The organism is Paenibacillus terrigena DSM 21567 (assembly GCF_000374845.1).
Taxonomy (GTDB): domain Bacteria; phylum Bacillota; class Bacilli; order Paenibacillales; family Paenibacillaceae; genus Paenibacillus_K; species Paenibacillus_K terrigena.
Window position 1 is genome coordinate 599,344 of record NZ_KB895413.1, and the last position, 20,142, is coordinate 619,485.

The following is a 20,142-nucleotide window of genomic DNA, read 5'->3' on the forward strand; positions in this document are numbered from 1 at the left end:
ATTGTTAAGCTAAAGGGGAAGGATAGCTCAATAAAGACATTTGAAGGCAGTAGGCTACTTGTGATTTGCTGCCTTTTCTCAACTATCATGAAAGAACGGGTCAACTTTCATGCTCTGTGGTGCATTGTAGAGGATGCATGAGGGATGGGCAGTTTTGTTGAACAAGTAAATTTAACATTTTAATGTAAGAGCATTTCTTTGTAATGAGAAATGCTTTTTATTTTTTTGCTTAAAATAAAAAGGATATTCCATAAATAATATAATAAAAAACGATACAAATTTATTGTAAAACAATAAATTATATGTTAAATTCATTTTATTAAATTAGCGAGGTGCTCTTTATGAAACGGGGAACAACACTCTTTTTGAAGATGGCTGATATTCTTATTGGAATCCCAGTTCTTGCATTGTGCATATTTTTGGTGCCTAAGATCGGGAATTTTGCTGGAGAATTGTATCCAGATATTGCTTATATGAAATCTCTCGTTTTAATCGATATGTACGCGGCAGCGATACCTTTTTACTTTGCTCTGTATCAAGCTTTTAAACTTTTAAGCTATATTGATAAGAACCAAGCGTTCTCGGAATTATCCGTAAAGGCTTTAAAGAATATAAAATACTGTGCCATCACAATCAGTACCTTGTACCTGCTAGGTATGCCACTCTACTATCTCATGGCAAAGAGAGTTGACCCTCCAAGTTTCATACCAATCGGATTGACCATTATTTTCGCCTCTATGGTGATCGCCGTTTTTGCTGCTGTTCTCCAAAAACTTTTACAAGAAGCTATTAATATAAAATCAGAAAATGATTTAACGATCTGAGGTGAATATCATGGCGATTATCATCAATGTTGATGTGATGTTAGCAAGAAGGAAAATGAGCGTAACAGAACTTTCGGAGAGGGTTGGAATTACTATGGCGAATCTTTCCATTCTGAAAAACGGGAAAGCAAAAGCGGTTCGTTTTTCAACATTAGAAGCGATATGTAGGACTTTGGATTGTCAGCCGGGTGATATTTTGGAGTACAAAAGCGACGAAGACACTCAATAAAAACAGACAACAAATTTATTAGCTTTGTTCATAATTTCAGGTTGTTCAAACAATCCAAAATCAGATTATGATAAAAGTTGCATTTATACTGTTACGATAGAAGATAATATATATGGTTTTACTGGAGTACAAGTACCTAAGCAGAAGGCTATTGGCATATAAGTGGGGAAGTGTGTATTCTCAGCAGATTGTTATAACCAGGCTGCCGCTAGGTCGGCAGCCTGCAGTTCACTAAACCCCTCGTTCTTAACTATCGATAATCTTATCTAACGAGGTTTGTGCATCTCGGTTTGCCACTTTAGCAATTTCACGATCCGTTTTACTTCCTCCTTGGATGGTATCCGTTGCATTTGCCTGCTAGTTCAATTGCTCTTCAACTTGTCCTATCCCATGCGCCCCTTGATGATTCCGGCTTGTAGGCATAATTATCACCTCCGTTAACATTTTTGAAAATTCCCAAACTTATTTTTTTGCAGCTTTACTTCGAATTATTTTGTATTCTAGATCTTCCTTGATCGTTCGGGTCGTTTGATCGTGATGGGCTATGCTTTGGTTTGTTTTTTTTGGGGTTGGTTTTAGTGCTCATTTTATAGTTCGCCTCCTCTGTAATCCATAAAGAGTAACTTTCCAAACCGTTATCTTTATTAGAATATTAGGTGCTAAACTAACGTGTAATTTACGCTTTAAAGTTTGATCGAATTGATGAAGGGGGAGGTAATTTCTTTATATGAACTAGTATCCTCGCACGCAATAGCTTTTAATTTGGCTTCTTAAGAATACTTGGTCATAATAAAAAAACAGCACCTCTAATTGTTATGTGTATCTAACAATTGGAGGTACAGTTCACCCATCGCTCTTTTTTATATTTGTTTCAATTGTTTGAGTATGGTTATCCAGATTCTCAAACCTGTCACCCATAGCGTCAAAGCAGACCCAAAACCGATAAAAGTAGACGTCGCAATCAGAGATACATTGCCAAGAGTGGCGTTCATTGGTAAAAAGAAAGTGATGATGCCTAGAATACAGAGCACTACACCTGTACCATAATAAAAATTTTCTCGAAACAATTGAGCTAAAGGAAAAAAATGAATACCAACAATGATAGCCATGATAGGGAAAAAGACTTCAAAATGATTGGTTATGTTACAAATTATACTTGCAATAAAGATCGCAAGACCTTCTAGACCAAAGATCAAACCAAATTTTCGATTTATTTTTTTCCAATGTTCCCTCTCGTTCGGTGTAACAGCATTGTTCATGTTACGAGCTTTACCAAATAGCGAAATGGCTCCGATCAGTAAGGTTAATGTCACAATACCCGAAAGAACAAGTAACCATGGAGCTCCAAGTTCATGTGAACCAATAATACCAATGGAAGCCCAAAGCATTCCAAAAAAAGTCATGAACATTACGCCATTTGCAGCTCCAAAGACAGCAGCCTTCGGTAATTTTACTAAATCACTCATATTAAGCAGACTCCTATAATCCAAATTTTTTATGTACTCTTATAAAATCATAATTTACCTTTTTTGACTATATTTTCTAACTTAGGTTATGACCTAGAAGTGGAGGGGTTATTATGAATAAAAGTAATTCACTTATTATAGTATGGAACGTACAACTCTCGCAGTGCAGTTGACCACGATGAAACGTATATATAAAAAAATAGGTCATGTTTTCAAGGAGGTAAAACATGGATTACACTTCACCGAAAGAAGCGATGTTAAAGGTGAAACGGTGGCCTAAAGATACCATAACGGCGGGTCGTCGTCATACCGTTGGGCTTAAATCGGACGGAACGGTGACGGCTGTGGGTGATAATAAATATGGCCAATGTGATGTAAGCGGCTGGCGCGATATTGTGGCGGTCGCGGCTGGTAATGTTCATATGGCGACGAACACGGGGAATGCTCATACAATTGGTCTTAAATCTGACAGTACTGTGACGGCTGTGGGTTGGAATAAGTATGACCAATGCGATGTAAACGACTGGCGCGATATTGTAGCGGTTGCGGCGGGTTGGCGTCGTACCATTGGGCTTAAATCGGATGGCACGGTGGTAGCAGTGGGCCGAAATAATGAAGGTGAATGCAATGTAAGCAGCTGGCATGATATTGTGGAAGTCGCGGCGGGTTATCTTCACACAATCGGTCTTAAATCAGACGGTACGGTAACGGCTGTGGGTTTGAATAAACATGGCCAATGCGATGTAAGCAGCTGGCGCAGTATTATGGCGATAGCGGTGGGTAGTAATCATACCATCAGCCTTAAATCGGACGGTACGGTGGTTGCTGTGGGTGATAATGAATATGGCCAATGCGATGTAAGCGGCTGGCGCGGCATCCGATTACCCGGAAATTAGTATTCAATATTAATGAAAAAATACACAACAACTTAGGAGATGAGAGCTCAATAAACAACACCACGAAGCTGCCGCAGATCGTTCGATAGCTTCGTTGCGTTAACGAGGAACGATCGTTCAATTAAGACATGAAGGCAGCCGGCCAGAATACGGTTGCTTTCTGCGTTATGTTTCCGGAAGCTCTAGTTGTCCTAACGATGCGGTGGTAGAAATGATTCATCAAGAATCCAATACTCAATTAGCGAATCAAGGTTAAATTGATAGTTTAATATTTATACATTGCCGAACTGTGACAAAAACATACCTATTCAACAATCGCTTCTAGAGCTTCTGTGGCAATGGTCTTGGATGCCTCGTTACCTTGCTCTGAACTCTCCGCAATGGTGTGAAGCGCTATCTTGGCGATCTCCATCTGTGCGGTCAAACGGTCAACCATTTTGGCAAGATCGATGGTAAAGTCGTCTGTTAACTCGCCATTGCCTATTAAGACGACCGCAGTAAATTCGAATCTATTCTTCATTTTTATTTATCTCCTTCAGCTTGATTTCATTGCCGACGTAATCGGCCCCAATAGACGTAGGCTGGAATCCGATGCAATTCCCGTTGGGCCCATATTAAAATCATATGCTACCAAACGCTACTTTGTAAATGATTTCCTTTTCCCCATCCTCACGGACGCGGAATCTTACGTTATCCTAACGGGGGGACTATAGCTTAAAAAATAACGAAAACTTGGCTGCCGGCTTAGATCGGAGCTGCGTTTCGCTAACGGACAGTTTTGTGAAGGAGACGAGTTTAATGCTATATATATTTAGCGGGTTGCCAGGCACCGGGAAGTCCACGTTATCGTCAGCTTTGGCTAGAGAGTTACAGGCCGCGTATCTCCGGGTTGATGTCGTCGAGCAGGCTATGCGGGATGCTGGAACGTGGGTCGATGGACCTGCGGGTTACATCGTGTGTTATGCGATTGCATCGCAGAACCTCCAGTTGGGCCTCGATGTGATAGCAGATACAGTCAATCCCATCCAAGTAACGCGCCAAGCTTGGCGCAACGTAGCGGAATCTATTGAAACTCCGTTTGTGGAAATCGAAGTGGTCTGCTCTGACGATCGTGAACACAGGCATCGCATCGAAACACGTGTAGCCGATATTCCCGGCCTTGATCTACCCACGTGGGAGAAGGTCATGAACCGACAGTACGATGCTTGGGACCGAGATCACATCGTCATCGACACAGCTCATCAAACTGTGGCCGATAGCTTGACGACGTTATGTGAACAGTTGGGTCGGGAGCGTAGAAAATTTAGTTGTTTATACTAACGGAGAACGCTAGTTTAATAGATTAAAAACTTTCATAAGAAGTAAAACTAGATTTAATAGCTCATATGGGAGGTATTATTTATGATTTTAAGTGAGTTATGGCAACTGTATGAAGCTAATAAACGTATCCAAGGCTTTAGTCCGAGTACATTGAATATAAAAAGCGAGAATAAAAAAAGACATTCTAGCTCTGCTAATGGGGATACATAAATTCAATAAGAATTCTGGAGGCAGCCGGCATTTTGTGTTGGATGCCTTTCTTAGTTAATGGTCAGAGTACGTTAACAAAAAAATAAAACCGGACCATTCGTTCTATGTCCTTACAACCAATGTGGGAGATCAATTTCTGTTTGCCATTTACTCGGATGTTAACGCAACTATATTTTCAATTATCCATCTGTAACCATGATCATACCGACGAATTGTGGGGTGTCAGATACATGAAAAAAGTGTTACCGATTGTTTTGTTTATATGTATGATCGTTAGTGTTAGTGTACTCAGCCCTAACAAGGTTTTCGCATGTAGTTGCGGCGAACCCAGCGTCCAAGAAAGATACAAGCAATCTAGCGTCGTGTTGACTGGAACTTTAGTCAGTAAAGATAAAGAAGGCGGAAATATTTTTAGTGTAGATAAGGTCTGGAAGGGAAACCTTGAAGATGGTTATGTGCACAGTGGCTTCTATGGGGTGTGTGGGACTGAATTTGATGTCGGAAAAAAATATTTAATTTTTACATATAATCATAAAGGCAAAGAATTAACCAGTCTTTGCAGTGGTAATAAACTGATTACTGAGGCAAGCAAAGATATTGAAGCCCTAAACCAATTAACCAATCCCGAATGGGGAAATAAATATTTTCTGATATTTTCATTTTTAATCGTAGCAGCAATCTTAATAATAATATGGAGGGTTAAATTGAGGTTCAAAAATAATTAAGATACATCTTTTATATCGGAGGGATACCGTTGGAATCAAGAAAGTATAGTTTGCTCTTATTTGATTTAGACGATACTCTACTTCATTCTTCTTGGTTTGAAAATGGTATTATTCAGACTCTAGGATTGCATCCTCTCTCAGTTACACTGGAAAAGAATAAATTCATTGAGCATATGTTACATGTCCCACAGTCTTTATTGGACATGTTTAAAGAAGGAGAATTAACAACAAGAGAATTTACAAGGGCAAGATGGAGGTCTGCTTTTTCACATTTTGATGTTTCTCCCAAAACGGAATTAATAGATGAGATGTTAATAAGTTTATTCACTGAACTACGAAAGCGATATAAGCTTGGGATCGTTACAAATGGGATATACGATCCTAAATAGAAACAAGGAGCAGGATGCCGCGGCAGCTGCTCCTTATTGTATTATGCTATTGGGCAGATATGTTGATAAGCGAAGGATATGGTATCTTGAGAAGGGAATGATTGTATGGCGTGGGCTTCAATTAGAACGTTTCTGAATATCCCGGAAAACCTTACTGGAAAGAATGTTAATATTGCGGTTATAGATAGTAGGTTTGCAAATCATCCAGATATATCGTCAAATCAGCAACGTGATACATACATTGTAAAAATTTCAGACCCTCTTACACAGCCTGTTTTAATGCTATCAAATGAAGGACCTTGGAATAAAGGATTGCACGGGCTTTCGGGCTCTGCCGCCGCAGCCGGATCCGGGCAACTTTCCAATGGTTATTATTCGGGTGCAGCACCAGCGGCTAATCTCTACTTGCTGGAGACAGGTCCATTCTATACTCCTGATGAAGTTGAAGAAAAGGTTGGCATGGCTCTGGAATGGCTAAGAGAAAATTGGCGTACATATAAAATCCGTGGTGTTGTATTGACAGTCGCAGCAACACGAGATACAGGATTACTACCTTGGCAAGCAGACCCTGTTCGTATTTTATGCGAGGAATTAGTTGACGATGGGCTATTGGTTGTTTCATCATCCGGAAATACGAAAGAGTTAACCTGTAATGGTCCGTCAGCATCTCCCTCTGTACTGTCTGTTGGTGGTGTCATTGTTCCAATTGATGCAGATTTTCATCATGCACAAGCTTATCATGGGTGCAGAGGAAATACTTTTGAGAATAAATGGGTGCCAGAGATCCTTGCTCCTGCGGAAAACGTTGTTTTGCCAACGCCTTTTCAGTCAGAAGAAGAACGGCTGAATCATTTCACAGCTCCTTACGATGGCTTACCTGCTGATTATGCGAGAACGGAAGGAACATCTTTCTCAGGCCCGATCATACTGGGTGCCGCTGCATGTATCTGGGAGGCTAAGCCGTCATGGTCCGCGTTTCAAGTAAAACTAGCCCTCCTTAGGTGCAGTAGAATTTCTCCACATGTATGGAACGAGCTGCGGTCCGGGCTAGTAGATGTTTCTGCTGCAGTGAGCTTTTCGTTCGAAAATGAATTACTGCCCGCTACCACGCCATATTTACTATGGAAGAGCTGGAAAAGAAGAGAGGATACAGAACGGTTATCCGCAGTAATGAGTCAGGATGATGAGGAAGCTCTTACAGCGTTATTATCTTATTTTTCCGAGACTCTTCCGTTGGAAATGTCTCATCATGCTCACACATTACTACAACACTCTTCATATAAAATTCGTGCTGCGTCAATTATTCTTTTGTCTTACAACCCTGAGTTTGTAACAAATGATGACTTACGACAATTATTTAAAGATAACAACAGATATGTGCGAATGGGAGCTCTACATGCATTCAGCAGGTGTCCGGACTTGTGGGAAGAATTGATTGAGGATCTTGCTTGTCTTTTTTCTGATGTTGATTTAAATATCCAATATTTTTCAATGAATCTTGCAGCGAGAGTGAAAAATCCTTTCTTTGTAAAACCTCTCATTTCAGGGTTGAAGAATGATGCGTTAAATCAAAGAGTCTCTATCTTTGGTCAACGATGCAATACGCTTGAACAGATTACCGGTATGAATTTCGACTCGGAGCCTGAGTGGCGAGAAGGTCAGTGCTGGTATTCGGAAAGAAGTACCGAGACAAGACTCGGTATTGCTCAAAAGTGGATAGAGTGGCAAAAAAGCAATTTAATAAGCTAACTGGTAGGATAGTTTAATTTTGGATTAGAATGGGCCAAGTTCGGTGGAACAGCTCCAAGCGGGCTTTTGTTTTTTGCTTCAAGCCCCTGTGCCGTCATATATGTAAAGTTAAGTAAAGGTATTCATTGCCTATAACCCAGCAATTTCCCAATGTTATGATATTTTCATATCAGATGCGCAGCTGATGTTATTACAATGTGAAAATGGAAGGGACGATCAAATGATGGGTAAAGATAATATCATTAAAGCGATGCTCTCTGAAAAGGTAAGTATGACACCTAATGGATTTGTTGCAGATCATTTAAGCCTACAACAGTTTGCAGATAGCTACGAATTGTTTTTTGACAAGATTCTTGAGATCAGTTCATCAGATATAGCGGGAGTTGAAGGCTATGGTGAATTTAATGATGATTGTAAAACAGAATATAGGACCTGCAGGGAATTTTTGATCGATACATTTGCAGATGATCATGAGGGGTATTGGTTTAATTGGAGGGAAATGTTCGAAACAACGGTGTTAGAACGTGATTTCTTTGAGAAATACTTTAAGGAAATGGAGGGTAGAACGCGTTATTGTGAAGGAAATCGTTATTTGGTTTATAATAATACGTTTTTCGAGAATATGATTACCGATGGGAAGACGATTGTCGGTTTCCCTGACTGGAGTAGATCCGGCATTTGCGATTTCCTATTGGATTTTGCCATTATGGACTTAAATAAGCCTTACTTGAACATACCAGAACTGTTAGCTGAGTATTGTAAGAAAAGGGATATCGTCATACCGGATTTTAAAGAAAGATACTTATGTATGGCTTATTATAAAGGGATCGATACCTTGCGTTGGCATGCATCGATTGATGACACGGAATCCTGCATGTCCATCATGAAATCGATCAGTGAATTGAAAGATCGACTATACGCCTTATAGATGGTGATGATATGAAATATGAAAATGCTGGCGATGTGATACCAGAGGAGCTATTGAAAGAAATCCAGAAATACGCGGCAGGCAAACTTCTTTATATTCCTACTGGTGAAGAAAAAAAGGCTTGGGGTGAGACGTCCGGTTACCGAGATCAACTCCAGAAACGCAACCTCATGATTCGCAATAAGTATGCTCATGGCGTTACGGTTTCGGAACTTGCGGACGAATACTTTTTATCCTTGGATTCCGTAAAAAAAATCATCTATTCGAAGAAGAACAATAGACATTTATCATATGCCCCGACTTTGGAGTCAGCTGTACAGTATGCGAATGACGGGATGTTGGAAGAATGGATTCAATGCTATCTGCTGCTAACCCGAAAAGTTATTCCCATTCTACATGATTTCGTGAAGGAAGATCATCTATATATCGGAGTCGTAAAGTTTCCACTGCGTCTCATTCAGCGTGATGAAATAGAGACCGAGGAAAACCATGAAGCTGAAGATGATGACCATGCAGCCGCTCCGCCACCGCTTCTTGTTCAGTACGAAGAAGGCAAATTTCATTGCATCGTTCAGAAGAAGTTATTAAACGTATTAAAACAACGTAAAGTAAATGCTTACCCGACCATAATCGTTATGAAAGGAAATGACGATTATAGAAGGTTTATGAAATACTACGGAACCATATTCTTTTTTGTTAATAATGTATGATTTTGATAATAGAGATAGTAATTCCACTATAAAGTCACGACGGCAGCCGGTCGGCACGATCGGTTGCTTTTGTTGAACGAACGGGCAGTTATCTTCAACAACCTTGAGTACTTGTAGGTTCCTATCCTACTGGATGTGAATTGGAATATTATAGTATAATTATTAAAGCATTTATCAAAAGGGGGAGTTGGTTGTGCGAGTTGTCAAATTTGATTATCCTGTGAATGAAATACCCTATAAAGAAATAGGGGAACGTAAATTAAAATTCTATATATTAGAGCCTGAATCCCGCAAAAAGGACAGAACAGCTATTTTATTCTTCGTTGGTGGTAGTTTTGGAAAGGGGCCACGAACGCCAGCAGATTTTCAACATCAAGCAAAGTATTTCTCTTCAAAGGGTATAGTTTCAATCTGTGTTGACTATAGGACAGGTCATGATGAAGGTTTTTCTCCAGTTCAAGCAATTTGTGACGTTAAATCCGCTGTTCGGTGGTTGAGGGGGAATTCCGATGACTTGGGAGTAGACCCCAATAAAATCGTTGTGTGTGGTTCATCTGCGGGTGGATACATTGCTGTGTCCTCAATTATGTTTGAGAATGTAAACGATGACAGTGATAATCAAAGTACAAACTATATTCCAAATGCGTTAGTCGTTTTCGGTGCTGGAATGGATGGTGTTGATATCATGAGGAGACGTTACCCGGAACTGCTTGAAAAGGCAATGGACCTGTCACCTCTTCACAATATTAAAAAGTGCTTACCTACAACCTTATGGCTATGCGGAACAGCCGATGAACTATATGAGCAAAATAAAAACTTCGTTAATCTCATGATAAATGAAGGTAATGACATGACGTTTGTTACATATGAAGGCATGGAGCATGGTATCCCCAACTATGGAAGCCACCCAAATAAGTCATATTATGATACCACTCTTAAAATTGATGATTTTTTGAAAACGATAGGATTTGTTTAGTCCATATTACTTAACTTACAGAACACGAGAGATAGGGGGCTTGCTTGGAGGCAGCTCCTTCTTGCTTTGTTGAAGTTAACGTAATAATGATCTCTGGACCGAAGATATTGTTGCTACATTCATCCTCCATCTCATCCCTCAGCAGAAGGAAATAGTCCTCGATCTGATCAAAGAGTTCCGCCGAAAGTACTTCGTACATGCTTCTGGAAATGAAAATTGACCCCTCGAAAGGGGTCTTGTTACAGATGAGAGATTCGGTTAGACCATTTTCAACCATCTCGAAATCAAGGTAGGATTCAAGTGGGTGAAGAGCAATAAGTGAAGGATGGCATAAAAAATGATGACCCCCGTCGATTTCAGAGGTCATCTCTTTATTTATGCAGTGTATTATTTCTGAATGAGAACCAGCGTATTGACTTTGATCTTATCGTACAGCCAACGGATATCTTTGTTATGCATCCGGATACAGCCTGCGGATACATATTTGCCAATGGAGGATTCATTGTTGTTGCCATGGATGCCATACGCATACGACGTGTGCCCGTTTTTCTTCACTTCCAAGCCTAGCCAGCGGTCTCCGAGGGGATTCTTCGGATCACCGCCTTTGATTTTATCTTTGTAGTAAGGCCTGTTTTTGATTTTCTCTTGAATTGGGAAGAGTCCTTCAGGCGTGTACGATGACTTCTTGCCTGTTGCTACAGAGAAGGATTTGATGGCTTTCCCCTTTTCGAAGTACGTCAACTTGTTCGTCGACTTATCAATGACTATGAATTGGGTGTATTCCGCATACTTGCTGTTCAGCTTGGCGGCTTCCGCATGACTAGACGCAGGAAAAAAGATGATCCACAGCAAGGTAAAAAGAATACCGGTAACGAACAACTTCTTCAACCAAGTTCACCTCTCCGAATGGTGTTATGCACCATTCATTCTATGAGGTCAACGATCAATTATTGTATGTCCCCGTAAATAATAACGAATGCGTCGAGCGAACATTATAATTAAATCATTGGCTCTTAATTGCTGGGTCATAGATTTAACAATAAGAACAAATAAAAGGTGACCCTAGAAAACATCAAAGGTCACCTTTTGTGAAATTTTAAACTTTATAACTCAGCTTAAAAGCCTTATCCACCAAAGGTCTTGTAACAAAATTATAAACAACAACAGAAATTATTAAACCTATACCAAGACTCCTAATATTGGTGCAAATAAGATAAAAAATTAGAAGCATTACTACTAAATCAACTATATAATATCCAATTTTTTTCTTTTCAATTGTCATTCTGTTCACCTTATCTTAAGTTTTTTATAATCAGCATTGCTGGCTTAAAGTCCTGTTTAATAATTGACTAACAATCTTTATTTATGAATAAGGAAATAAATAAAAAAATTCCCTAACCAAAGATTAACCACTCTCTTTATCGATCAGATAGCCGTTATTGGTGGGTGGATTACATACGATAGTGAAATTCGTATCCAGAAGGTATTAAATAACCAATTTGGATTAAATATGGGGTGATTCGATGTATACTTTGCGTGAACTGAAAACCTGTGATCTATCCAGTATCTGTTCCTTTCCTCAAACCGAGGAGGAAATGATATTTTCGTTCCCAAGAGCGGTGTTTCCATTAACACCGGATCAGATTATCGAAACAATCGGAAGCAGATTAAAGCCAACCGTCGTATTACATAATGATAATGTCGTTGGTTTTGCATGTCTCTATGACATTCAAGAGAATACATGCTCCCTGGGTAATGTAATTGTATCGTCGGAATATCGGGGAATAGGAGTCTCTGAATTTCTTCTTCAAGCATTATCAACAATTGCAAAGGAAGCGTTTAAAGTAGATACTTTACAGTTGATATGTCAAAATACTAACACACGTGGTCTAATTTTCTATAAAAAACAAGGTTTTAACCCAGTTGAACTATTCTGGGATCGGAGACAATCAGACGAATATGTAGTAGGAATTCGTATGCAAAAGTCATTGTGATTATGAACTATCTGGTATATTTGGTTCAGCTTTAGTAGGCTCTCGTCATGTTATGATGATTCAACTCGCGGCAGAGAAGTTCAACAATATCCCTGATGAGGTGGAGAAAATATCACTAAAACTGGTATAATTTAGTTGACGTGGATGTATAAAGGAGTAGGTTTTATGATATCGGATACTATAAAGAACCAAGTTTTTGCCCAACTCGGTTGTCAGTCATCAGATGCTAAACTCCTTGGAGGATACAACAGTAATGTTTTCGAGGTTAATATAGGTGTAGATATTGTAGTCAAAATTCTGGACAGATCTGTTACTGCCGTTACGAGTCTTTTATCTGAAATTGAATGGTTAGAGTATATACATGCACATGGACTTAATGTGGTAAAGCCATTACGCCTATACGCAGATAAATACATTCATCACATATCAGACGATTTTTATTTTGTCATATTTGAAAAGGTTAACGGTGTGCACGTTGGTCCTCAAGACAACAAAGTTTGGAATAAAAAGCTATTTGAAAAATGGGGAGAGACCATGGGAAGGGTTCACTCACTTGCAAAAAGTTATAGAGCAAAAAACGAGCGTCCTCATTGGTTTCAAAACAATCTGTTTTATGAAGCAGCGCAACCCAAGATAATTTTGGATTGATCCATGGTGATCTCCATCATCACAATTTTATTCTTAGTGGCAACGAGTTAACACTTATTGATTTTGGTGATAGTGAGTACCATTGGTTCGCTTATGATATAGCCGTTGCGATCTACCATGTTGCACAAGCCGAACAGATGCGACCAGATAGGCAGGAGTTCATCAAATCCTTTTTCAACTCTTTTATGAGCGGATATTCTCGCGGCAATTCAGTCACTGAGTTCATTTCACAAATTGATTATTTTATTGACTATAGGCATCTATTCTCATATACGTATCACTCACTTTACTCGGATAAGAGCCAATTGACAGAGCAACAGCTAAAGTATCTTGATGAAATGCGATTATCCCTAATCAAGGAGTCATCATTTTTAGGGTTTTCGTTGTTATGATAATGAGCTGACGCTCAACGAGGGAATACGAGATTAAAACGACAACATTTCATACATAATGACTCAAGGAGGATTAAAATGAAATTTTTTTTATCATCATCATTTAATTTTGGAACTGAAGAATTAAGATTGAAAGAAATGACAGAAAGTGGAAATAATCATGTTGCTTTTATACACAATGCACTAGACTTTGCTACTGATTTGGAAAGAAGGAATAAAAGTGATGCAATGAACATTTCTGATCTTGAGAGATTGGGTTTTAATGTAGATATTTTAGACTTAAAACAGTATTTTAATAACTCAAAAGAACTGGAAGAAAAACTCGAACATTACGATGTTATATGGGTTAGAGGCGGCAATACATTCGTTCTGGCACAAGCCATGAAATTGAGTGGTTTTGATGAGATTATTAAGAAATATCATAGAGACAGTAAAAATATTGTCTATGGGGGATACAGTGCAGGTATATGTATCCTAGGACCAACACTAAGGGGAATTCACCTAGTAGATGACCCCAATCAGAAGCCGTACGGAGAACAACATCAAACCATTTGGGAAGGATTAAATATTTTGAATTATGCTATTGCCCCACATTATAAGTCGGACCATAAAGAATCTGAAGATATGGATAAAGCAGTTGAATATATGATCGATCATAAAATCCTTTTTAAAGCTTTGAGGGATGGAGAAGTCATTATTATCGAATGAGTGTAGGGAACAGGAAGACGGGACACGATAGTTAATTATCAAAACAAGGAGCAAATCGCCGCGGATATGTTATTTGATTCTACCGTTGATACAGAAATTCAACCACTGGTTTAGTTGTAAAATACACCTCAATACCATAGAAATTCAGTTACGATATAATCAACGTATACATTGATGGAGGTGTTCTAAGCCATGCTAGAAGATGCTAATAATCTTGGTGAAAGAATCAGTCAGCTTCGTCGCAGCAAAAGTATCACACAAGAACAATTAGGGCTGATACTTAATATTTCTGCCCAAGCGGTTTCCAAATGGGAAAAAAGTGACTCCTTGCCCGACATTTCTCTTATAACGAAGTTGGCAGACGTTTTTGATTGCACAACAGACTATTTGCTCGGAAGACCTAGCAATTTGCAAGCCATGTTGCCTCAGATAAGAGTGGAACTTCGGAAGATGACCCAAGAACAGAAAATAAATTTTATGGGCGAGCTGATTGATGCAGCATCTCACAATGAAATGACGCCTGCATCACACCCCGCACTAACTCAAATCCAACTAGGTCCAACTGGATTGGGTCTGTGGGCAAAAGATAGATTAGTTTGTATTGCTACTTCACTTTTTTTAAACGAAGCTACTGAATCAATGCATGAATCAGTAGAATTTCCAATGAATATTTTACCTGCGAGTATAATTACAGTTCTATATGAGCTGTTGCTTAATAATGAAAACTTACAGCCAGACTTCACTCCAATTGAAGATTCGATACTTCGCTCACGACTACCCACGGACATGAATTTTGACAAAGTAATCATAGATTGTATTGAACTCGGTTTTGTGGATAGAGTCCGAGGTGGGTATAGACTTAATGTTAAAGGTGATATTGCAACACGCTTGTTTTCAATCGTACATCGGGTTGTAAGTAAGCCTGATTCGTTTTCTTTTAGTTTTTCGTAAAATTAGTGTTCATCGGTGTCGCTTTACCTTATACATGATAATTAAATACTTAATTAGCATTGGGCTGTCGGCATGGTTCGGCAGCCTATTGCTTTAACGGACAGAATTCTTCGAGATCAAAATTTTTTTCTAAATACATGTCAAAAAGATTCTCCATATGAAGTGTTAGGATCATTGCAAGCTGAAGGCATTCAATGAGAAGCATCATGTATATCAGATGATATTGGAAAGCACCATCTCTGCCGTCTCGCGGTGAGGATGGTGCTTTTCGCACTCGAACGCGTACGCAATCAATGATTAATGTCGCACTTGTTCATGATGAAAGAAATCTGATTCTCGAGTCGGTTGATCATTTCCTGCGATTCGGCATCTTCTGTACCCCGTCCACGAAGATCTGCGAGCTCTTGCTTGAGCTGATGCAGGTCATCGCCTGCGTTCGCGCAGTTGTAATGGCTCTCTAGATTATCGAGCATGTCGGATCCTCCATTCGGTAGTGGGTTTACTTCCCTATTATGGAGATTTTCGCTGAACTTATTCAGGGACGTATAGATGTATTTGGACGACTGCATAGGGAAAGGGTGAGAAAGATGTTTTATTCGTTTACAAACTTGCTACCAGCAATGTTCTTACCGCGTGCAAGCCAGATCTTGAAGTTTGGATTTTTGTCGGGAATGACTTTCGCTTCCGTAGAAAAATATCTCATTGTATAACCGCACCGACGATACGGACTTGTATTTGCTGCGGCGCCATGTATAATACGCGAGTCGTGTAGCGAACATTCGCCCGGTTCAAGCTCGAAGTATACTGATTTGGAATCGTCGATATTTTTAATCTGGGTACTAAAAATATTACTATCCTCGCTCACCTTTTCGTATTCTGAAAAACCGCCTTTGTGAGTCCCAGGGATGACTCGCATACATCCGTTTTCTTTATTGCTTCGGTCAATCGCAAGCCAAACGGTAACGATGTTATCGAATCTGTCCAATCTGCCGTTCCAATAAGCTGAATCCTCATGCCAAGGTGTTTGCTTGCCTACAAAAGGCTCCTTAGCAATGAAGTGGCTTGACCACAATCCAATATTCGGACCGATTAACGGCTCTACTAAGTCCAGCACGTCATCATGAAGCAGAAACTTCAGAAGTCTCTCGTCACGAAAATGCGGCGTATCGAGCTCACTGTTCAGTTTCTTGCCTACCGCTGCCCATTGTTCCTCGAAAATGTTCGATAATTCTTGCATTTGTTCAGGTTTAAATAATTGTTTCTTGTACAGCAGATAACCATCTTCCTCGTAATATTTCACTTCTTCTTGTGTAAGCTTTACCATGGGTATCATATCCTTTCTGACATTGTCAGTGATGTTTATCATAGGCCTATCATAACGATTCAACTGTCATTAGGACTACACTTAGCATCGGTAAAAGTATGCATATCTTCAGATGTTCTGATAAAGTAAGAATCAAATCAGGAAAGGAGCAGTCATCTTGAATTCGAATCTTACCCCGGAACGATTGATGAATGAGAACTATTTGACGGTCTCATCCCCGTTTCGAATATTTCAGCATACAATTACCCGAGATATCGATACACATTGGCATGAGTTTTTCGAAATTGCTTTCGTCGTTTCCGGTACAGGCATGCATTTATTAAATGGTGAGAAGATGCCTTTACAGCGAGGCATGATGTTCCTTCTCACACCTGCTGATTTTCACAAAATAATCCCGGATTTCGGTGAAACGATCTGTTTATATGATCTTATTTTTGAAGAGCGATTTATTCGTTACGAGGTGCTGGAAATGATCTTTCGTGCGGAAACGCAGTATATGCATATTTTTCCTGATGAGATTTCAAGTCAAATTGAGAGGGAGTGCAATAGAATTTGGGAGGAATCGGCTCAGACGGACTTCGGATCAGAATTAGTCATTCAAGGTGCATTAGAGCGAATGATCATTGACCTTAGCCGCGCGTGCAGCACACGCTCCAATACAGGCGACATATTACGCAACGACTCCATGCCAATGCATCCTTCAATTCGAAGGGCGCTTGTTTATATGCACCACCACTTCAGAGAACAGCTAACTTTGCGTGAAGTAGCGGCTCATTCAGGCCTTTCCGTCAACTATTTTAGTGAATGCTTCCATCAGCAAACCGGCATTTCATACCAGATTTATCTACAGAAGCTAAGACTCCAATTTGCCTGCTCACTTCTTCGTTCTACCCACCTAACAGTAACCGAGATTTGCCATGCATCTGGCTTTAACACAGTGCCTCACTTTGAAAGGGCATTCAAGCAACGATACAGTTGTACACCAAGTGCATATCGAAAGGATTTTGTGCACTAAGGTCAATAGCAGGTTAGCAAATAGCTTGTTAATTTTTAAAACATAATGGACATAATCGAAGGTGCTATACTGAAAAATGAGTAGCAAATAACCCTTCCTGCGGTTGTTGGGAGGAATTCCTGAGAAGTTGAGAATTTCTATGCGTGAGCATGGCGTTCTCATAATACGAATGGGCAGGATAGCTAAATAATTTCACGAATACTCTACTATGGGATTATTTACGAAGTTCGTGATTTAGACGTTAGACGCAATTAATGAATTACAAATTCGCAAAACCATAAACCAAAGGAGTTCTACTATGTCCATAGTTATTCGAACCGAAAGAAAAGAAGATTACAGTCAAGTTTGGGATGTTAATTTTCAGGCATTTGGTAATCGTGAAGATGAAGCAAAATTAGTTGATCGAATTAGATTATCAGAATATTTTATTCCAAACCTATCGATAGTCGCTGAAATTAACAATGAAATTATAGGTCATATTTTGCTGAGTAAGGCTGAAGTATTTGATACTGATATGGTTCATGAAGTCATTGTGTTAGCCCCCATTGCTGTTAAACCTGGTCATCAAAATCAAGGGATTGGAAAGCAATTAATATTGGAAGCATTTAACCGATGTAAGGATATGGGGTATTTTATTGTAATGCTGATAGGGCATCCAACTTATTATCCTAAATTCGAATTTAAACAGGCAAGACAGTTTGGACTTGAATTAACGCAATTCGAGGTATCGGATGATGTATTTATGGTTTGTGAACTTAAAAGTAATGAGTTAAGCAAAATTAAAGGTGAGCTTAAATATCCAAAAGCATTTTTGGGGTAACTTTAAGAGGGCATTAACTTCATCTAACACTGCTTTCACGCTGCGGAGCCTTACGGCTCCTTGGTCCGCCCGAGGAATATCGAGGAAGCGGATCCAGGCGGACGATCCTGCGAGGCAAAGTGGCGGAGCCACCCGGCGACTCCGTCGCCTTAAGCCTCTCGGGTTCGTGAATAAAGAAACGTTATGCGAAATATGACAAATAGAAAGAAGCGATTATCTTGAATGAAATAATGCAATTAATAGAAAAGCTCTCTTGGGATGCTCCGGATGAAGAAAAATCAAATGCTAAGATACAACTAAAAAAGATTAATGATAAAGATCTTCATTTTTTAGTACAGCCTTTAACTCAAGGACATTGGGATGGAGCTGCAGAAGTAATCGTTAGCTTAGGCTATCCAAGGGTACAGACTATACTTCCAGGATTACTTGAATGGATACAAGATTTGAACTGGCCAGGTGCCATGGTAATTGCAGACTTTTTAAAAACAATTGGCAGTCCACTAATTCCTTTTATAAGAGATGTTTTGCAACAACATTCAGACGATGATATTTGGATAGGATGGATATTTTCTCAAATAATTAATGAATGGTCTACAGAATATATAACTCAATTAAAAGAAGAATTAATTCTGATTTCACAAAGAAGAGATAATGATATCGAAGCATCGAGATTATTATTGAATCACAGGATACTATCAAAACAAGAAATATTAGCGAAATTAGAAGAGAAGAAAAACAATACGGAACTAGAACTTCACGTACTTATTGAACAGTATCCAAATGTAGATTGCGAAAATCTTAATCGTGAATTTTGTGATCTTATTTTCAAACCAAATTTATCTAAAGATTTTTATGAGCGCAATGCAGAACAATTTTCTTTTTGCAATAAGACATCCTATCTGAGAGTGTATTTGGATGATATTGATAGTTTTGTCGAGGAAGTGTCATACTTCGCATAACACCATATCTACACTGCGTCGCTATTCTCCTTGGTCTGCCGAGGATTTTTCGAGGAAGAGGAATCAGCAGACAACCCTGCAAGGCAAAGTGGCGAAGCCGCCCAGTCGCTGTCGCTCCTTTAAGCCTTTCGGGTCGTAGATACAAGAACGTTATACGCATTACCTAGAAACCAATATTAGTAACTCGAAGGAGGAAGTAGCCATTAACAAACTGACCGTTGAGAATTTGAATAGCCAGTATGTAAAAGAAAAACATCCTACCATAATAATTGATGGTGTACCTTTGAATATGCTCCTCCATGAGTTATATCCTGATGAATTACTGTTAGGATTAGTTCCGACATTAATTGAATGGATAGATCTGGAAGAAGAAGTTGATCTCGTTCAACATTGTTTTTACTCAAACCAACTAATGAAGATAAATACCTATTCTGATGTGTCCAGATGACTGTGATTTGTCTTGTACGATAATTGTAGTTGATGTTGAAATGACAAGTGATCTTGTAAAATGGAGACGGATTGGAATTAATAATAGTAATTCCAATGATGTGATAGAAAGGAAAGAATTTAATGAAATAATGGTTTCTTGGTTAGATAATGTTCCTGATATGTGTTTTAGTAAAGATGATTATAAGTCTCTCGAAATTATTTACGGTAAAAAGGAATAATAAAGTGATAACTAATTGGTTGATTCGAAGGAGCTAGGTACCGCGTAACAGCGTATCTACGCTGCGGCTTCGCCCTTGGTTCGCAAGAAGCGGTAAGCTAGGAAGCAGAATCGGCGAACAACCCTGTGAGGCTAAGTCCGTCAGACCCGGCGCGATGCGCCTTAAGCCACTCGGGTTCGTAGATATAATAACGTTATACGCAATTGATGGAGAAATATTTGAGAGGAATGAATGCCCCATT

At 39.3% G+C, this 20,142-nt stretch carries 27 protein-coding genes; 20 read left to right on the top strand and 7 right to left on the bottom strand.

Going from position 1 to position 20,142, the window contains the following annotated elements; all coding sequences use genetic code 11:
- Positions 1-341: 341 nt before the first annotated feature.
- Positions 342-824: a DUF2975 domain-containing protein gene (locus tag C558_RS0106970; protein WP_018755532.1), complete on the top strand. Its 483-nt coding sequence runs from the start codon at positions 342-344 to the stop codon at positions 822-824.
- 10 nt (positions 825-834) lie between these two features.
- Positions 835-1,053: a helix-turn-helix domain-containing protein gene (locus C558_RS0106975; protein ID WP_018755533.1), complete on the top strand. Its 219-nt coding sequence runs from the start codon at positions 835-837 to the stop codon at positions 1,051-1,053.
- 860 nt (positions 1,054-1,913) lie between these two features.
- Here the strand turns inward: C558_RS0106975 and C558_RS0106980 are convergent.
- Positions 1,914-2,519 carry a V-type ATP synthase subunit I domain-containing protein gene (locus C558_RS0106980; protein WP_018755534.1) on the bottom strand — a complete coding sequence of 202 codons (606 nt, stop codon included), beginning with the start codon at positions 2,517-2,519 and terminating at the stop codon, positions 1,914-1,916.
- Between the two features lie 227 nt (positions 2,520-2,746).
- Between C558_RS0106980 and C558_RS0106985 the strand changes: the two genes are divergently transcribed.
- Complete coding sequence (locus C558_RS0106985; protein WP_018755535.1) at positions 2,747-3,415, top strand: RCC1 domain-containing protein; 669 nt, start codon at positions 2,747-2,749, stop codon at positions 3,413-3,415.
- A gap of 304 nt (positions 3,416-3,719) precedes the next feature.
- Here the strand turns inward: C558_RS0106985 and C558_RS0106990 are convergent, their stop codons facing one another.
- Positions 3,720-3,935, bottom strand: coding sequence for a hypothetical protein (locus tag C558_RS0106990; protein ID WP_018755536.1), 216 nt, complete (start codon positions 3,933-3,935; stop codon positions 3,720-3,722).
- A 278-nt stretch (positions 3,936-4,213) separates the two neighbouring features.
- Here C558_RS0106990 and C558_RS0106995 point away from each other — a divergent pair, with 278 nt between their 5' ends.
- The 8 genes from C558_RS0106995 (at position 4,214) to C558_RS0107030 (ending at position 10,422) form a co-directional block, all read left to right on the top strand.
- Complete coding sequence (locus C558_RS0106995) at positions 4,214-4,735, top strand: P-loop nucleotide/nucleoside kinase family protein (protein WP_018755537.1); 522 nt, start codon at positions 4,214-4,216, stop codon at positions 4,733-4,735.
- Positions 4,736-4,816: 81 nt separating this feature from the next.
- Positions 4,817-4,945, top strand: a complete 129-nt coding sequence (locus C558_RS34940; protein ID WP_018755538.1) for a hypothetical protein — start codon at positions 4,817-4,819, stop codon at positions 4,943-4,945.
- A gap of 230 nt (positions 4,946-5,175) precedes the next feature.
- Complete coding sequence (locus C558_RS0107005) at positions 5,176-5,670, top strand: hypothetical protein (RefSeq protein WP_018755539.1); 495 nt, start codon at positions 5,176-5,178, stop codon at positions 5,668-5,670.
- Between the two features lie 29 nt (positions 5,671-5,699).
- A complete protein-coding gene (locus tag C558_RS32425; protein ID WP_018755540.1) occupies positions 5,700-6,059 on the top strand; it encodes an HAD family hydrolase in 360 nt (119 codons plus the stop codon).
- Positions 6,060-6,164: 105 nt separating this feature from the next.
- Positions 6,165-7,808, top strand: a complete 1,644-nt coding sequence (locus C558_RS0107015; protein ID WP_018755541.1) for a S8 family serine peptidase — start codon at positions 6,165-6,167, stop codon at positions 7,806-7,808.
- 220 nt (positions 7,809-8,028) lie between these two features.
- The gene (locus C558_RS0107020; protein ID WP_018755542.1) at positions 8,029-8,736 is read left to right on the top strand and encodes a hypothetical protein; all 708 of its coding nucleotides are present in this window, start codon (positions 8,029-8,031) and stop codon (positions 8,734-8,736) included.
- Positions 8,737-8,747: 11 nt separating this feature from the next.
- Entirely contained in the window at positions 8,748-9,446 is a 699-nt protein-coding gene (locus C558_RS35090; protein ID WP_018755543.1) for a CD3324 family protein, read from the top strand.
- A gap of 193 nt (positions 9,447-9,639) precedes the next feature.
- On the top strand, positions 9,640-10,422 hold the full coding sequence (locus C558_RS0107030; protein WP_018755544.1) for an alpha/beta hydrolase: 783 nt from the start codon (positions 9,640-9,642) through the stop codon (positions 10,420-10,422).
- Between the two features lie 10 nt (positions 10,423-10,432).
- Here the strand turns inward: C558_RS0107030 and C558_RS34435 are convergent, their stop codons facing one another.
- Positions 10,433-10,789 (bottom strand): hypothetical protein, encoded by a 357-nt coding sequence (locus tag C558_RS34435; protein ID WP_211220740.1) that lies wholly within the window; start codon positions 10,787-10,789, stop codon positions 10,433-10,435.
- Between the two features lie 20 nt (positions 10,790-10,809).
- A complete protein-coding gene (locus C558_RS0107040) occupies positions 10,810-11,310 on the bottom strand; it encodes a L,D-transpeptidase (protein ID WP_018755546.1) in 501 nt (166 codons plus the stop codon).
- Positions 11,311-11,945: 635 nt separating this feature from the next.
- On the opposite strand from C558_RS0107040, the gene C558_RS0107050 reads away from it, so the two are divergent.
- From C558_RS0107050 to C558_RS0107070, 5 genes are all read left to right on the top strand, one after another.
- Entirely contained in the window at positions 11,946-12,416 is a 471-nt protein-coding gene (locus tag C558_RS0107050; protein WP_026263774.1) for a GNAT family N-acetyltransferase, read from the top strand.
- A gap of 165 nt (positions 12,417-12,581) precedes the next feature.
- Entirely contained in the window at positions 12,582-13,064 is a 483-nt protein-coding gene (locus C558_RS0107055; protein WP_018755549.1) for a phosphotransferase enzyme family protein, read from the top strand.
- Positions 13,061-13,456: a phosphotransferase gene (locus C558_RS35180; protein WP_018755550.1), complete on the top strand. Its 396-nt coding sequence runs from the start codon at positions 13,061-13,063 to the stop codon at positions 13,454-13,456. The genes C558_RS0107055 and C558_RS35180 overlap by 4 nt, the downstream gene beginning before the upstream one ends.
- Positions 13,457-13,534: 78 nt before the next feature.
- Positions 13,535-14,164, top strand: coding sequence for a Type 1 glutamine amidotransferase-like domain-containing protein (locus tag C558_RS0107065; protein ID WP_018755551.1), 630 nt, complete (start codon positions 13,535-13,537; stop codon positions 14,162-14,164).
- A 192-nt stretch (positions 14,165-14,356) separates the two neighbouring features.
- On the top strand, positions 14,357-15,115 hold the full coding sequence (locus C558_RS0107070) for a helix-turn-helix domain-containing protein (RefSeq protein ID WP_018755552.1): 759 nt from the start codon (positions 14,357-14,359) through the stop codon (positions 15,113-15,115).
- 290 nt (positions 15,116-15,405) lie between these two features.
- Here the strand turns inward: C558_RS0107070 and C558_RS0107075 are convergent, their stop codons facing one another.
- Positions 15,406-15,588, bottom strand: a complete 183-nt coding sequence (locus C558_RS0107075) for a hypothetical protein (RefSeq protein ID WP_018755553.1) — start codon at positions 15,586-15,588, stop codon at positions 15,406-15,408.
- Between the two features lie 119 nt (positions 15,589-15,707).
- Positions 15,708-16,439 (bottom strand): phytanoyl-CoA dioxygenase family protein, encoded by a 732-nt coding sequence (locus C558_RS0107080; RefSeq protein WP_018755554.1) that lies wholly within the window; start codon positions 16,437-16,439, stop codon positions 15,708-15,710.
- Between the two features lie 187 nt (positions 16,440-16,626).
- On the opposite strand from C558_RS0107080, the gene C558_RS0107085 reads away from it, so the two are divergent.
- From C558_RS0107085 to C558_RS34440, 4 genes are all read left to right on the top strand, one after another.
- A complete protein-coding gene (locus C558_RS0107085; protein WP_040674580.1) occupies positions 16,627-17,454 on the top strand; it encodes a helix-turn-helix domain-containing protein in 828 nt (275 codons plus the stop codon).
- A 298-nt stretch (positions 17,455-17,752) separates the two neighbouring features.
- Complete coding sequence (locus C558_RS0107090; RefSeq protein ID WP_018755556.1) at positions 17,753-18,274, top strand: GNAT family N-acetyltransferase; 522 nt, start codon at positions 17,753-17,755, stop codon at positions 18,272-18,274.
- A 230-nt stretch (positions 18,275-18,504) separates the two neighbouring features.
- The gene (locus tag C558_RS32430) at positions 18,505-19,233 is read left to right on the top strand and encodes a DUF5071 domain-containing protein (protein ID WP_245583740.1); all 729 of its coding nucleotides are present in this window, start codon (positions 18,505-18,507) and stop codon (positions 19,231-19,233) included.
- 488 nt (positions 19,234-19,721) lie between these two features.
- Positions 19,722-19,901 carry a hypothetical protein gene (locus C558_RS34440; RefSeq protein WP_156826010.1) on the top strand — a complete coding sequence of 60 codons (180 nt, stop codon included), beginning with the start codon at positions 19,722-19,724 and terminating at the stop codon, positions 19,899-19,901.
- A gap of 33 nt (positions 19,902-19,934) precedes the next feature.
- Here the strand turns inward: C558_RS34440 and C558_RS34445 are convergent, their stop codons facing one another.
- The gene (locus C558_RS34445) at positions 19,935-20,141 is read right to left on the bottom strand and encodes a hypothetical protein (protein WP_156826011.1); all 207 of its coding nucleotides are present in this window, start codon (positions 20,139-20,141) and stop codon (positions 19,935-19,937) included.
- Position 20,142: the final 1 nt, after the last annotated feature.